At 38.2% G+C, this 14,455-nt stretch carries 10 protein-coding genes and 1 pseudogene; 2 read left to right on the top strand and 9 right to left on the bottom strand.

Going from position 1 to position 14,455, the window contains the following annotated elements; all coding sequences use genetic code 11:
- Genes ABYD77_RS06350 through ABYD77_RS06320 form a run of 7 tightly spaced genes read right to left on the bottom strand, consistent with a single transcriptional unit; the run spans position 1 to position 9,079 of the window.
- Complete coding sequence (locus ABYD77_RS06350) at positions 1–2,136, bottom strand: SUMF1/EgtB/PvdO family nonheme iron enzyme (RefSeq protein WP_372768115.1); 2,136 nt, start codon at positions 2,134–2,136, stop codon at positions 1–3.
- Positions 2,129–3,295, bottom strand: a complete 1,167-nt coding sequence (locus ABYD77_RS06345; RefSeq protein ID WP_372768113.1) for a glycosyltransferase — start codon at positions 3,293–3,295, stop codon at positions 2,129–2,131. Before ABYD77_RS06345 ends, ABYD77_RS06350 begins: the two co-directional genes overlap by 8 nt.
- Positions 3,288–4,697, bottom strand: a complete 1,410-nt coding sequence (locus ABYD77_RS06340; RefSeq protein WP_372768111.1) for an O-antigen ligase family protein — start codon at positions 4,695–4,697, stop codon at positions 3,288–3,290. Before ABYD77_RS06340 ends, ABYD77_RS06345 begins: the two co-directional genes overlap by 8 nt.
- Positions 4,698–4,701: 4 nt before the next feature.
- Positions 4,702–5,781, bottom strand: coding sequence for a sugar transferase (locus ABYD77_RS06335; RefSeq protein WP_372768109.1), 1,080 nt, complete (start codon positions 5,779–5,781; stop codon positions 4,702–4,704).
- A 20-nt stretch (positions 5,782–5,801) separates the two neighbouring features.
- Positions 5,802–7,355 carry a GumC family protein gene (locus tag ABYD77_RS06330; protein ID WP_372768107.1) on the bottom strand — a complete coding sequence of 518 codons (1,554 nt, stop codon included), beginning with the start codon at positions 7,353–7,355 and terminating at the stop codon, positions 5,802–5,804.
- Between the two features lie 18 nt (positions 7,356–7,373).
- Entirely contained in the window at positions 7,374–8,420 is a 1,047-nt protein-coding gene (locus ABYD77_RS06325; protein ID WP_372768105.1) for a polysaccharide biosynthesis/export family protein, read from the bottom strand.
- 11 nt (positions 8,421–8,431) lie between these two features.
- Complete coding sequence (locus ABYD77_RS06320) at positions 8,432–9,079, bottom strand: tyrosine-protein kinase family protein (protein WP_372768104.1); 648 nt, start codon at positions 9,077–9,079, stop codon at positions 8,432–8,434.
- 282 nt (positions 9,080–9,361) lie between these two features.
- On the opposite strand from ABYD77_RS06320, the gene ABYD77_RS06315 reads away from it, so the two are divergent.
- Complete coding sequence (locus ABYD77_RS06315) at positions 9,362–10,576, top strand: glycosyltransferase family 4 protein (RefSeq protein WP_372768102.1); 1,215 nt, start codon at positions 9,362–9,364, stop codon at positions 10,574–10,576.
- 79 nt (positions 10,577–10,655) lie between these two features.
- On the opposite strand, the gene ABYD77_RS06310 is transcribed toward ABYD77_RS06315, so the two are convergent.
- A complete protein-coding gene (locus ABYD77_RS06310) occupies positions 10,656–12,401 on the bottom strand; it encodes an MFS transporter (RefSeq protein WP_372768100.1) in 1,746 nt (581 codons plus the stop codon).
- Positions 12,402–12,490: 89 nt separating this feature from the next.
- Positions 12,491–13,897, bottom strand: a complete 1,407-nt coding sequence (locus ABYD77_RS06305; protein WP_372768098.1) for a diguanylate cyclase domain-containing protein — start codon at positions 13,895–13,897, stop codon at positions 12,491–12,493.
- A 201-nt stretch (positions 13,898–14,098) separates the two neighbouring features.
- Here ABYD77_RS06305 and ABYD77_RS06300 point away from each other — a divergent pair.
- A pseudogene (locus tag ABYD77_RS06300) lies at positions 14,099–14,455 on the top strand (methyltransferase); the annotation flags it as partial.

The raw sequence follows: 14,455 nt of genomic DNA, 5'->3' as shown, positions 1-14,455 counted from the left end.
TTATTGTGGCTTTACTAATCTTAAGCCCGAATAAAAAGCACGTGAGCCGGGTTCATCATAATGTCTACGAGAGCACTGACCTAATTGAGAACCCTTATTCCATGCACCACCGCGTTGTGCGCGATAAACATGGCCGTTCATAAAGTGATAGCTATCATCACCTGCATAAACTGGCTGGTGGCGACGATGTTTGCTGTAACCATCTTTTGCAAACGCATCGAGAGTCCATTCCCACACGCCATCGTTCATATTGTTTAAGCCAAGATCTGTTTGGTTGTCATCCTTTTGCTGAGAAGGGAAGTATTTGATATTTTCACCTTGGTTACGACATGCGTATTCCCACTCTGCTTCAGTAGGTAAACGATAAATTTGACCCGCATTACGGTTTAATTTACACATAAAGAGTTGTGCATCTTGCCATGAAACTTGGTTTACAGCTGACGTTGCACACGTTTCGCCCTGGCAAGGTTGTTTGGATGGATTATAACCCAAGGCATCTTGCCAGAGTTGTTGGCTCACTTCATTTTGTGCAATCCAGTACCCATTTAAACAGACTTTATGCACTGGCAGTTCACTACTGGAGCATTGTTTATTCCAAGGGCCACAACCCATTTCATAGCACGCACCCTCGACCCATGAAAATTGTGTTTTAGTGACATCATCGAACCATGATGTCACATTGTCACTTTTATTAGGAAATGGATTAGTTGGTTGCCAATCATTTGTAGTAAAAGTATTGAGGTAATTTCCATTTTTGGCGTCCCAAAAATGTACATTGTTATGTTGATCAGTGGCCATGACAACAGCGTCGTTGTTTACAAAAGCGACACTTTTCAATTGTTGTTGAGAGTTTTCAATATTTAATAACATACGCTTGGTGCGCAGCTCCCAAAGAGTGATGTCACCATTTTGATAAATAGCGATTAACTTTTGTCCGTCGCCCGAAATATCAAAATGGTTTATTTTTCTATTCTTGGGATCATTAAATAGCGCTCTCTTACCAGTTGAAGTTTGCCAGTAATGAATTCCACTTTGTTTGCTTGCACTAATTAAGAAATCATTTTTTTCATCAAAGCTTAAATGGGTAACGGCATCTTTATGAAGGGCAAGATATGCATCCATTTTATGGGTCACTAAATTCCATAAGCTAACATTGCCATCAACATCAGATGAGGCTGCGTATTTATTATCTGATGACAAGGTAACGGAAGAAATTGCAGCTGTGTGATTGTGATAGGCTGTAATTTCTTTTCGTTTGACCAAATCCCAGAGTCGTACTTCACCATCAAAACTGCCTGAAATAGCGACTTCAGCTGTTTTTGAAAAGCTCGATGCAGTTATTGCTGATAAATGACCTGTAAATGACTCAAGCTCACTTGCTGTGGCTACATCCCATAGCGTTAATCGCTGTGATGTACCTCCTGAGAGTGCTAATAATTTATTATCGGAAATTGCTGATGCGAAGATATGTTCATTCTCTGTAGTCAAGATGTTCTGTGGGCAGGCTGCTTGTGTATCCCAAATAACGAGTTCATTACCGTTATTTAGAAGCAATGCTTCTCCGTTCCCTGAGAGAGTAATTTTGCTGTGCTTTTCAAAAAAAGCGAGTGTTGAAGGTTCAACAGTAATTTCAACACGGCGGTTTAATGCTTTACCCTCAACTGTAGCATTATCAGCAGCAGGGTTAGACATACCTTGTGATTGTATCTCGCGAATACGAATTTCATTTTGTAAATGAGGCTGTAAAAACGCTTTCACTGCAAGAGCACGCCTTTTGCCCAACTCTAAATTGTAATCCTTCGATGCACTACTATCTGTATGGCCTATTAAATCTAACTGAAATTGATATTGTTCAATTTGATGTAAATTGGAAATTAATTGCTGTAGCAGTTGTTGATAATCAGGAGTAATTTTTGCGGAGTCCGTATCAAAGTAAATACTTAAGGTGAAGGCAATATTTTGTTCAACTAAAGTAGCAACTTTTTGTTGAATATCGACACTTGAGGACAATGAATATGCGTCATTATTTGCCAGAGAGGAATGGCAAAATAGGGCCGATATCAAAAACATCGCAGGTGAGAACCCTCTACCGATAATCGGATTGAGGTGGTTGACTGTTTTTATTGTTTTAGTCATTCTTGATTGGCTCCCATTTAATAACACGTTTGTTACGAATAAAATCGATCATTCCCAGCAATACACCAAGATTACCGAGCACAAAGTAATGTACTGCATTAACAAGCTTTGCGAGTTTTTTTGGTAATTTGGTCAAAAAGGGTGCTGTTAATGCGATGAAATAAAATCCTACTTGCAATAGCAAGCTCAGTTTAAATACTAAATGCACTGGGAATAGCAACATATTGGATAAAAAAATCAGGATAAGCGATAGCGGTATAAGGCGCCTCATTACCTTATTTATTAATAAACCAAACGCAAATCGGCCACTTTTGAAAGGGTTTAAAAGCGCTGGAAACATCGCGATTCCGGTTAGACTGCGACAAGTAATGCGCCTACGGCGACTAATTTCGTGTTGGCTATTACGTGAAGGCGTCTTAATAAATGCTCTTGCTTGTCCTTCAAACACAAATTGTTTACCTCGACTGATTATTGCCAGTGCACTGTAAAGATCATCGGTAACACCTTCTGCAATAGGAGTGTGATGAACACGTCTAATAGCATAGAGTTTTCCATCATTAGAGGTCAGGTATCCTAATTGACTTTCTTGCTGTTTAATCCAACTATCTAATCTTATGTATTTTTTTTGCGCATCTTTAAGCGCGCTAGTATCACTAGCAATGGTCCGTTGTCCACATACACCACTGACTTTGTTATTAGCAAAATGCTTTACGAGATAAGAAATAGCTTCTGGTACTAAAAGCGCGTCAAGATCAGAGAAAACGAGTATGTCCGCTTGTGTATTTTCAGCTGCGCGATTGAGAGCCTGAGCTTTACCAATATGATCCTTGTCGAACAACACGGTAATAGCGTCAGTTCTCAGTGAGTTTAATAGTGAAAGGGTGTTGTCTGTAGAGCCATCTGAGAAAAATATAAAGTTTAATTTATCTTTCGGATAATTTAGCGATAGACAGTTCTTAATTTTATCTGGCACCAGCTTCTCACCATTTCGTGCAGCGATTAACATTGTGACACTTGGGAGTTCTTTGTTTTCATTACACGGGGAAAGATGTTTGCTTCGAATAAAATACAATAAGCAAGGATAGACACCAAAAACACATAACAAAGGTACTAAAGCAATAATGCCTATCAGACCAGCAATTAAAATAAGACTATCCATTTTTTTTGTTCTCAATTAGGTCAATTTGACTATAACGTAGTGCTAATTGTGATAGCGCTAAACCAACCAACATAAATTTATGGTGAGTTTCACTAAAAATCAGTAAATAAAACAACGTGGCGAATAAAAAAAGCCGCAAGCAAGCAATAAAATCAGCTTCTTCCTTCATATTTGCCATAAGGTATCGTTGTTTCGCTATGGTAAATGCTTTGAGCGCAGTGAACAGCAACATTAGAAACGCTATCAGACCAATAATACCTGTACCCACAAGAATTTCTAGGTAACTGTTATGCGCATACCGCCCGAGTATTTTACCGGTTTCTTTATCTATTTTGGCGTACTGAGTTTGTGCATAGATTTGATAGAAGCTATCTAAACCATGACCAAATAATGGCCGCTCTAAAAAAGCATCCGATGCAACCTCTAAGTAGCTGGCTCGTCTCACTAATGATGAATCTTCCCATGATGTTAATGATGTTTGACGTTGCCAAAAAGTATCTGGCATGATTATCACGAAAGCACTGAGACTCACACTTATACCAAGTAAAATAAACCCAATAAACTTAACTTTAAAAAAGTGTCTAAATTCAAAGGCAATTAGGGCAGAAACAACTACAAAAACTAGAAAGCCTCCACGGGAAAAAGTAAGGCCAATACCGAGCACTGCATTGGCTAGCAACATCGCATAAGCGAGTTTGGAAATAGGGCGTTTAGCATATAAAAAGCCATGCATAATAATTGGCATTGAGGCAATGATCATCAATGACAAATTATTAGGGTCAATGGTTGCTCCGACATTACGAGTCAAATCACCACCCATGTGATCTTCGGTGAATAAGCTTAAACCAAACAGGTAGTCTATGTTACCTAAAAAGGTACTGATAGCGACACTGATAATAATGAGCTTGGGCACTGTTTTTCTGAATCCCTGCTTGGGAACTAAAGCGAGCACAAGTATTATATACAGTAATGCAGCAATCCAAAGTTTAAAGTCTTTTATTGATGCAGCTATGTGAGGTGAAAGCCACGTCGAAACAATTGCAATTAAGAAAAACAATCCCAACCACAGCGATACAAGGTTGCGAAGATCGCGAAAGGATTTTTTATGAATGATTCTATCAGCTAAAAAAATTAAAAATGTCCCACCTGCGACAAGCCATGCAAGATTGATTTCAGTACTGCCTACCATGATTTTTCTAAATGCCCCAAATGGGATCATAAAGATCAAGATATACACGCCAATTTGAGGTCGCTTTGACATCACTAACGTTGCTAAAATCGCAAGGCTAGGTATTGCAGCAAGCACAAAGTATTTAGAACTAAGGATGAGCACCGTAAGTGCTAAAAGCGCTGAAATTATGAGCAGGCGAGATAGCCCGAAATTTGCTATTTGTCTGCTCATATTATTAGGAAATACTTTTATGTAAAAAGTACTTGTGTAGTTTCAATTGATTAAGCGGACTTAATTCGTGCATCGAAATAACATACATAAACTGGTCAGGATACTGACTATTTTGTTCGCGTTTAAACCTTAATTTTGATTTACAGTGAACTGTTTTATGTCTCACTTTAGATTGCAGCAATGGTCTGTAACGGGTTATCAATTCGATAGCTGCAATATCATGCATGATTTCACTTGGTAGCGAGATATAGACATCAGTTTCATTAATGTTTACCACCTCACCTTGGAGATCGCTCATGTGCATCGTCAGATGTTCATGATCAACCTCTTCAGGATGCTTGTACCACAGGTTTATTTTTGTATAGTGACAATTAACCCTATCTGAATCACGTCTTTCTTGTTTTTTATGATAAGCAGGCGAAAAGTGCTTCACGGTTTTAGCAAAGGCGCGAGGTAACTTTCGCACAAGTTTATATACTAAAACACTTAGCGCATAAGACAGCAGTACAATGTCTGATGTAACTTCATGGCTGCGCTTTAAATAAAAATTATCGATTAAAGCGCGTGTTTTTTTGGAGGCACTGTGAGGTGTAAACAACTGCGAATAGCCAATAACCCCGGGTTTTACTGAAAAACGTTTGTCGTACCAGGGGATTTGCTTACACATTTCATCATAAACGGTTTGTCTTTCTGGACGTGGACCAATGATGTCCATATCACCCATCAGCACATTAATAAGTTGCGGTAATTCATCGATCCGCGTTTCTCTTAGAAATTTACCAATTGGAGTTTCTAACTTGAGCGAACTGGTTGAAACGAGAGAAGAGCCGATCATTTGCTCAGCATTAACCGCTAATGTGCGGAATTTATACATAGTAAATTCTTTTTTATGACGACCTAAACGCGCACCAGCATAGAAAGCAGGACCACCATCTTGTAATCGAATTATAATCGGTATAACAATAAACACTGGCAAGCTAAAAAAAAGTAATACTATCGCTGCAAACTTATTAAAGAGCGTGTTTGTTATGCCTTGCTTCGCAACGTATCCACTATCAAAATGGAATGGGTGATCTTTTTTCATAAATTGCATACTGCCTATTGCTATTTACTAGATTTAATTTTTAGCTTTTTCGGTAACGAAATAAAAAGTCTGAAAACACGAGTAGTGTAAGCCGGTTTTTCAATGTTTTCTTTGTTGCTTAGAGCACTAATCGTCGGTAAACCTAAGTAACGTTCAGAGTCACTAGCTCGTTTGATTGAATCATCAAAGTATTCATTTATAAACGCAACGGTTAGAGCAACCAAGACAGCAATAACTAAACCAAATGGTATAAGCAAACGTTTATTAGGAAACGTTGCCGAACTACTTGCCCATGCAGGTGTAAGTACGATAATTTGGGTATTCAAACTGGCGTTTTGAATACGCTCAAACATCAAAGACTCTTCTTTTAAGCGATAATAATTTTCATATGATTTCTCAAGTAAACGTTTTTCGCGTTGCAGCTTTTCGAGCTGCATTTGGTACTGTGCTAAATCACCGTTACGTGCATCTAATTCAGAAATTTTTTGTTGAAGGAAAGCAATACTGTCGCGTACAGCCATAAGTTCGTTTTCTTGATGTTCCATTAACGCGCGGACTTCGCGGATCAGAGTACGGTATGATTTATCTAACTCTGCTTGCATGCTTTTAGCACGCTCGCTAGAAGCAACAAAGTTACGACTGATCTTTGTGTATTCTTCTAATTTAAGGTGCACAATATTGGCCATGTCACGAATGGCTTGGTTGTTGATATTTGAGAAAAACTGATAGGTGTTTTTTTCATGTCCAGGTAGACGGTTTATATTGTATTTGGCAACCTCATCAACCATTTGCAGTTGTTTACGTAGATATTTAAGTTCGGATGTAAGCTCCAAGCGGCTTTTTTCAAGTAAACCAAGCTGTAATTGATAATCTTTTTTAACGGCGAGATTACTTTCAATCTCTTTCGATGATTCTGGGGCTTTGATCTTAGTTACGATCATTGCAATTTCAGATGATTTCACATCGATTAGACTTTGGTATGTCATTACCGTTTGATCATAAAAGCTCTTGGTTTCTTCAGGTTTATAAACGGCATTTCGATAGCTAAGGTATTGATTTACTAGCTCCTTTAAAATTGCTTCGCCTTCACTTGGTGAACGCCAAACAATTCCGAGTTCTAAAACTTGTGATGAACGTACAACGGTTACTGACAAAGCTGAAGCCAGTTTACTACTAGTTTTAATTAACTTTTCTTCAGCCTTAGCATCTTTTGTACCAGTTCCATCTTGATTTAACCTAATATCAAAAACTAAGTCGTTTTTTGCTAGTGCGATTATGGTACGCTTAAGTACTTCAACTGAGGCAATAATTTCCGCTTCTGAATTGAGGTCTTCACGCGTTATTTCTTGTTTTTTCTCTTGCAATTGCTGAACAATCTCAGGGTTCCGCTCAACTCGTTTACCTTTTACTAGCAATGTCGATTGGGCGGTATATTTTTTGGGTGCTAAAAATGCAACAGCTAAAACAGCAATAAAAATAATTGCAATAGTATCAATAAGCAGGCGCTTATTAGCAAAGACAATAAAGAGTATTTCTCTTAAAAAGTTTTCCGATTTATAAGATTCAGTATTCACTCTGTGTTGCCTTCATTATTAATCTTCATAAATTACTGGTGCTCTGCGTAATTGCCATGAGAAATTTAGTCCCCAACCTCTAAACATTAATACATCAGCAACTTGTTGCGCTAAATACGCCGCATCTGAAAGAGGTGTTGAGGGAATATAGACAATGTCGTCAGGCATTAAGAAAAATAGGCTACCATTGCCAGCCATCGAAAACGTTTGCTCAGCATTTACACGGGTAGCGATCATTTGCTTGCCTTTGCGACGGATCACGTAGACCTCATCAAGCTGAGCATCTCGATTGTGACCTTTTGCAAGCGCAATTGCCTGAATTACCGATGTGGGCTTAGTTATGTCGTACGCCCCAGGACTTTCAACTTCACCCATAATGTAGATTTTCGAACCTGCGTGTTTTTCTAGAAAGAGGTCAACATGCAGGCTTGTGCTAATATTTTGATACTGTTTATTGATGGTATTCTTGATTTCAGGGATAGACTTAGCTGCAACAAATACATCACCAACCATAGGGAAGGTAACGTATCCATCGGGACGAATTGTTACTAGGCGACTTAAACCCCGCGCAGATGTATGCAAATCTTCTTTCATCTCTCTAATTTGCGATAAGTATTCAGGCACGCTGACATATAGAGAGGGAGAATGAAGCACACCTTTGTAAGCCTGTTTAAGTTCTGCTGCAACTTCTTCAGCAGTTTTACCGTACACATTTATTGAGCCAATATATGGCATCGCAATGGTGCCATCTGGAAGTACTTTTTGTGTTTGATCTAACTCGGATATGTCGGGAAACTTGACAGATATGGTATCACCAAGAGAAATACGATATACGAGCTCAGGTTGCCAAGTTTGAATTTGGAACAAGACGTCTAATACATCCCCAGGCGAGAGCTTATACTCAGCTAAATGTTCAAAATCTGGTTGACTAAATGAAAAGCTTGTTGCTTCTATAGTGGCTTCTTCACCTAGCTTTAATCCTGTTTTATCTGAATTACTACAGCCAATTAAAGCTAGAATAGCAAAACATAATGTAATTAATGGGCGGTAAATGCGGTTTATCATATTTAACTGCCTTAACCGTAAAAGAATTGCGGTATATAAAATTGTCTTCGGTTTAGAATTGTACCGAGCAATTTACCATTAGAACTTGTCAGTTTGTCAGCAGCGGTTTTTACTACTTGCCATTTGGTTGATTCACATTCAAGGACTAATAAAATAGCATCAAATGCACTGCATATTAGACTTACTTCAGAAGTACCTAAGACATAGGTAGTATCAAAAATAATGTAATCATAGAGGGATTTAAGCTCAACAATTAAGTCATCTAACTTGTGATCTTTTATCACCTGTGAAATGTGACCTTTCGGAACACCAAGTGGCATAACATGCAGATTGTTACTGTCAGAAGGGTGACATACTTGTCTTGTATCTGCGTCACCATTTAAACACTCTGAAAGGCCTGGCTGAATTGGTAATGAAAAAATATCGTGTAATTTTGGTGATTGAATATTACTGTCTACCAGTAATACTTTGTAGTTGTTCTCTAAAGCAAGTTTTCTCGCTAGACTAACAGCAGTAACCGTCTTACCTTCTCCTGACTTACTGCTTGTAACCAAAATAGTTTGCAGTCGATCACCATTGAATGCTTCCATGAGATTACTTTCTAATAGTTTTAGCTCGTTTTTAAACGAGTCAGCAATCTCTAAATAGTTAGATGACATAGTTAATCAACCAATGAAATAATACATTTTTACATGAAATAATGTAAATATTACTAAAATACCTGATTATCGTAAAGTTATTCGTGATATGTTATTCTTTTTTAGTTAGTTATTGGTTATTGATATCTACTAACTAATTACTAGCGGGCAATTATCGCTTACTTTTTTGTAATAAACTTAGGTAATAAGTGTTTTTTGTGTCTTAAAGAGTTATTTTCCAATCTATAGAAAATAACTCACTGAAATTAAATTGTAAATTATTAATATGTTTGGAGCATTTTAATGAAAGTGGCCTATCTTATGTCACGTTATCCAAAAATCACTGAAACGTTTATTTTAAATGAAGTGATTGCCCTTCAAGCGATTGGTGTGGATGTTTCGCTTTTTCCATTACAAAAAGAAAAAACAGAGGTTATTCATCCAAAAGCAGTTTCATTAATGCCAAAGGTGACATTTACTCCACTATTGTCTTGGTCGATTTTCATTGCCCTATGTCAGATGTTTGTTAAGCACCCGATAAAATTAATTTCAACATTTTCCAAAGTGATACGTTTTAACTGGGGTTGCAATAATTTTTTACTCGGCGCAATAGCATTTTTCCCCAAAGCAGTATACTTAGTCGCAGTATTCAAACAACTGAAAATCGAACATGTCCATGCTCATTTTGCCAATCATCCCACAATGGTGGCTTTTGTCATCAATCAGCTGTCAGGTATTAGTTATTCTTTTACGGCTCATGGTTCCGATCTTCACAAACGTCAACATATGTTAAGAGAGAAATTTGATGCAGCAAAATTTGCTGTAATGATTTCCAACTATAATCAAGCCTTCTTTTATAACCACACAAAAATTAATAAAAGTGATAAATTGCATATCGTTAGGTGTGGAGTTGATACTCAGACGTTTACACCAAAACTAAATAACTCTACAGTGCTTACCAATATCCTTTGTGTTGCCTCATTACGAGAAGTAAAAGGGCACCGTTATTTAATTGATGCATGCGCCATTTTAAAAGAAAGTAATATTCCATTTCATCTCACTTTAATTGGTGATGGCCCAATGCGCTCTTTGCTGGAATCGCAGGTTGCAAGTCTTAAACTGAGTGACCATATCACGGTATTAGGTGCGCAAGCTCAAGAGGTAATTATTGATAATCTTGCAAAAGCAGATATCTTTGCACTTACTAGTTTTCAAACAACTTCGGGTAACAGGGAAGGTATTCCAGTGGTGATTATGGAGGCGATGGCGTGTGCTATACCCGTTGTGGCATCCGATGTAAGTGGCATACCAGAGTTGGTTATTGATGGCCAAACGGGTTTATTGTGTGAAACGCAAAATCCATCAAACATCGCTGAAAAACTGACAATACTATGCAATGATAAAACACAAAGGGAAAAGATGGGACAAAATGGGCGTGATTTTGTACTTAGCGAGTTTGATTTGCATAAAAATGCACAAAAGCTTGCGAGTCTTTTCAGATATTATTCAAATCATTAGCAACATAAATTTTATAAAGCTCCAATGAATTACAGGGATTAAGATAATTTTAATCCCTGTTTTAGCTTTATATGGATGATTAGGCTAGTTTTTCTGCAACCGATATTTTTTCTTGTGCCTGTTCCAACTTGTCAGCTGCTAGGCTATTAAACAGCCAAAGTGCAAGGGCGGTTATCAAGGCGATGCCTGCGCATAACAACCAAAAAGAGGCTGGTTCATTTGCTTCTACTGCCCACTTGTTGTAACCCCAGCCAGATAATTTTCCTGCGAATAAAAACCCAATAGCAGATGAAGTATAAAGATAACCTTGGTACATTGCCGCTTGGTCTTTAGGCATAACCGATGCAACGTATTCTTGTTGTTTAGGTGATGCCATCATCTCCCCTAATGAAAAAATCAGTAAAGCTGCAACGGCGAGTGCACCACTCACAATGGCACCCGCATTTGAATTTGCCAGTAATAAATAGCTACTTGATATCATTAATGTACCAGCGATAATGACATAAAAGGTTTTAAAGCGTGCGCTCAGTGCTGACACCAATACTTGTAATAGTACAATAGAGCCAAAGTTTACCGCAGCAATGTATTCAGGTTTAAATTGACGAAAGTCAGTTGCCCACTGGGTCGCGAGTATGCTGATTTCAGCTTGAGAAAGTGCGCTTAAGTTTGGTAAATGAGCCTGTAATACGTCTTTTGGAATGCGCACATTGTAGTTAGTTAATTCAAGGTAGGCTTTATGAAAGCTGTTTGCTTGGCTGTAATCAAATTGGCTTGCAAGCGCAGTGATTGCAGTTGTTAACTGCGGCACATTAACAAACGAAGCGGCTTCGCCAAAGCCGGCATGAATTGAATTCGCTAGCATCACAAGATCACTGCTATCAACGTAGTCGCGAATAAAAAGCGGAAGGGTGATAAAAATTTGCATATAAACCAGCCAAAACCCGCTCAAAATCAAAATAAGTAATAAAAATGGTTTATTGCCCATTTTGATTTTGCTGCTATACCAATGTGCTCCTGCTTTTGGCGCTAATATGTGCCAGACTAAGTTTAAACCTAGCCAACTTGCAATAAACCCGTAAGCGAATGACTCAGAAATTAATTTTGTACCTGGCAACATAAACGCAATGAGGATTGGAAAAACAAGTAACGCAAAACGACCATTGCCCAGTACTTCACGCATTTCTATGAGAATATCTTTCAACGGTTTGGCTGGGGTGTTTTTGCGAATTTCGGCTGTTGGGTCGCGATAAAATAAGGTGACAGGGATAAAGTTAATGGCTATCCATACAGCAGCCATAATAAATACCATATCCCAGCTTGTGTCTCGCATAATGCCTGCAATCACTGGCCCTAAAAAGCCGCCTACATTGACCATCATGTAAAATACGCCAAAGCCTAAGCTGCGGTTTGTGTCGTCTGTGGCGTGAGTAACTGTCCCTGTGATTAATGGTTTGAAAATGCCAGCACCAATTGCAACACCCATAAAGGCTAAGAAAAACGCGCTATAGCTTGATACTTGACCTAGTAAGTAATAACACGGGGTCATCATGGCAAAAGCAACTAGAAGCATTTTCTTGTAACCGTAGCGATCCCCTAATGCACCAGTCAGTGCTGGTAGTAAGTAAATACAAAATGGCACTAGCCCTTGTAAAAAACCACGTTGTTCATCCGTAAAGCCCATACCTCCTTGTAAAATAGGACTTGTCATATAAAGAGACGATACAGTAAAAAAACCATACCATGCTAATCGCTCAAATATTTCCATAATATTGGCAATATAAAAACTGCTACCAAATGGGTTGCGAGAGGGGGGGCTTGTTGACATATTAAAATTTCACCACTGTTGGATATTGTATTCAATATACCAAAGTGGGTGGTTTAAGCAAACATTACTCGCTAGCAGATACACTGGATTTATATTTTTGCATTGGCTTGATTTTTACCGTTTGCCTTACTGATATAAAGCGCTTCATCGGCTCGAGAAATCAAATCCTCGATGTTATCACCTGGGTGAAAAAGGGTGTAACCGAGACTGATAGTGACAGGCTGACCTAATTGAAAGTTGTGTGAGTTAATGATATTGACAAATTTTTTGGCAAAAGCGTCAATTTTATCAGTTTTGAATTCTGTTAAAATGACGATAAACTCTTCCCCACCCCAACGACCTACCAAGTCGCCACGTCTTACATTTTTGGATAGCAATTTTGCAACTTCTTTAAGAATGCTATCCCCTGCAAGATGACCATAATCGTCATTAATTTGCTTGAAATTATCAATGTCGATCATCAGTAAAGCCAACGAGTGGTTAGTACGTGAAGCTCTTAAAATATCAATGTGTAGGAATTCTTCAATGCCATATCGGTTCCATAAACGCGTTAATTTGTCATGGCGATAAAGCAATTCGAGCTCTTTCTTCTGCAATGAAAGCTTATTAATCAGCTGTCGTTTTTGCTCAACTATCAGCGCTAAAATAAAAATAACCATCGACATAATGGCAATAAAACATTGCAGATCTACTAATGGCGAAATCATTTGAGTGTTGTAGAAAGGGCCTTTACCCTGATAGGTCGCATAAACAGCGACACTTATGATAGCTAATTGCACAAGGTAAACAACTTGCCGACCAGAAAGTAAAATAAATGCAAATATGGCAGGGCTTAATGCAATGATTAACTTATAAAAAAAAGAATTAACAGCAATCAACTGAAAAGTAATTACACTGACTAATATAGAAACCACTGTACAGATAGTTAAATTTAACGGATTACACTGTTCTTTTCTATCGTTAAATAGCGTATGAAGCAGGGGCGCCAGTAATAACACGCCAACTCCATCGCCTATCCACCAGTTAACTAATGAATAAAGATAATCAGAGGGGGGGATGAAATTCATTAGTGTTAGGCTTGTTACGCCAAACAGTGCGCTTAGGAAAGGGCCAATAATCACACCAAGTAATAAAAATACGGCGAAGTGACTGATCCTATCAAACGGTTGTATGGATTGCGTTACCCGTTGAATCAAATTGAGTATGACCACAATAGCAATCACATCACCCAAGCCATTACAGGTTGCGGCGAAAAGAGCTGCAAGTATGGCATTAATATTATTGAGATTAAAGTAAGCCCAGACATTGCCTAGAAAGGCACCTAAAAAAACACCATAACTAATTTTACTGCCAAATCTCAATGCCAATGCAAACATCACCCCTGAAGGAACCCAAATAGGCGAGATATTACCTGGTGGAATGGCAAATAATTGGCTGAACAAGCCGGTGCATACATACACTAATGTGACCGCTACATTCAGCTTCAATAGTGGCATGTTCAATTTTGGTAAAGTGGTGTTTAGCTTTCGCAAAGGGCTATTTTAATTAAACAATAATTATTTAACCTTAGTAAAGGTAAACTAATAAGTAAAAATTGACACAACAATTCAAGATCAATTTTTGTTGGTCGCAAACTGTGAACCAAATACATTTTTGAGTGTATAACAATAATGTTTAATTTGATTTAGGAAAACAGAATGAAAACAATAATTGCCTTATCGTGCGTACTTGGCGCATTGACTGCTTTTAATGGAGCTGCAACTCAAACTGATAATAACCAATATGATGCAAGTCACCGTAGTGAAGCAAACCAAGCACGCGATACATTTCGTAAGCCATACCAAACGCTTGAATTTTTTGGTGTTAAAGCTAATACAAAAGTGGTTGAGATTATGCCAGGTGGTGGCTGGTACACTGAAGTATTAGCGCCAATGCTTGCAGCAGAGGGGCAGCTTGTAGCAGCTCACTACCCAATCACCACAAGTTCAAAATACCGTAAACGCTCACGTGAAAACTTTGAGAAGAAATTAAGTGATAACAAAAAGGTATACGGC

Origin of the sequence: Pseudoalteromonas sp. (assembly GCF_041629635.1) — a bacterium.
Classification (GTDB): Bacteria; Pseudomonadota; Gammaproteobacteria; order Enterobacterales; family Alteromonadaceae; genus Pseudoalteromonas.
The sequence above is the reverse complement of the archived record's forward strand: the minus strand, read 5'-3'. Positions and strand labels throughout refer to the sequence as shown.

Coding starts and splice junctions, on each gene's coding strand:
- ABYD77_RS06350 (WP_372768115.1), bottom strand. CDS start 2,136: ATGACTAAAACAATAAAAACAGTCAACCACCTCAATCCGATTATCGGT.
- ABYD77_RS06345 (WP_372768113.1), bottom strand. CDS start 3,295: ATGGATAGTCTTATTTTAATTGCTGGTCTGATAGGCATTATTGCTTTA.
- ABYD77_RS06340 (WP_372768111.1), bottom strand. CDS start 4,697: ATGAGCAGACAAATAGCAAATTTCGGGCTATCTCGCCTGCTCATAATT.
- ABYD77_RS06335 (WP_372768109.1), bottom strand. CDS start 5,781: ATGAAAAAAGATCACCCATTCCATTTTGATAGTGGATACGTTGCGAAG.
- ABYD77_RS06325 (WP_372768105.1), bottom strand. CDS start 8,420: ATGATAAACCGCATTTACCGCCCATTAATTACATTATGTTTTGCTATT.
- ABYD77_RS06320 (WP_372768104.1), bottom strand. CDS start 9,079: ATGTCATCTAACTATTTAGAGATTGCTGACTCGTTTAAAAACGAGCTA.
- ABYD77_RS06315 (WP_372768102.1), top strand. CDS start 9,362: ATGAAAGTGGCCTATCTTATGTCACGTTATCCAAAAATCACTGAAACG.
- ABYD77_RS06310 (WP_372768100.1), bottom strand. CDS start 12,401: ATGTCAACAAGCCCCCCCTCTCGCAACCCATTTGGTAGCAGTTTTTAT.
- ABYD77_RS06305 (WP_372768098.1), bottom strand. CDS start 13,897: ATGCCACTATTGAAGCTGAATGTAGCGGTCACATTAGTGTATGTATGC.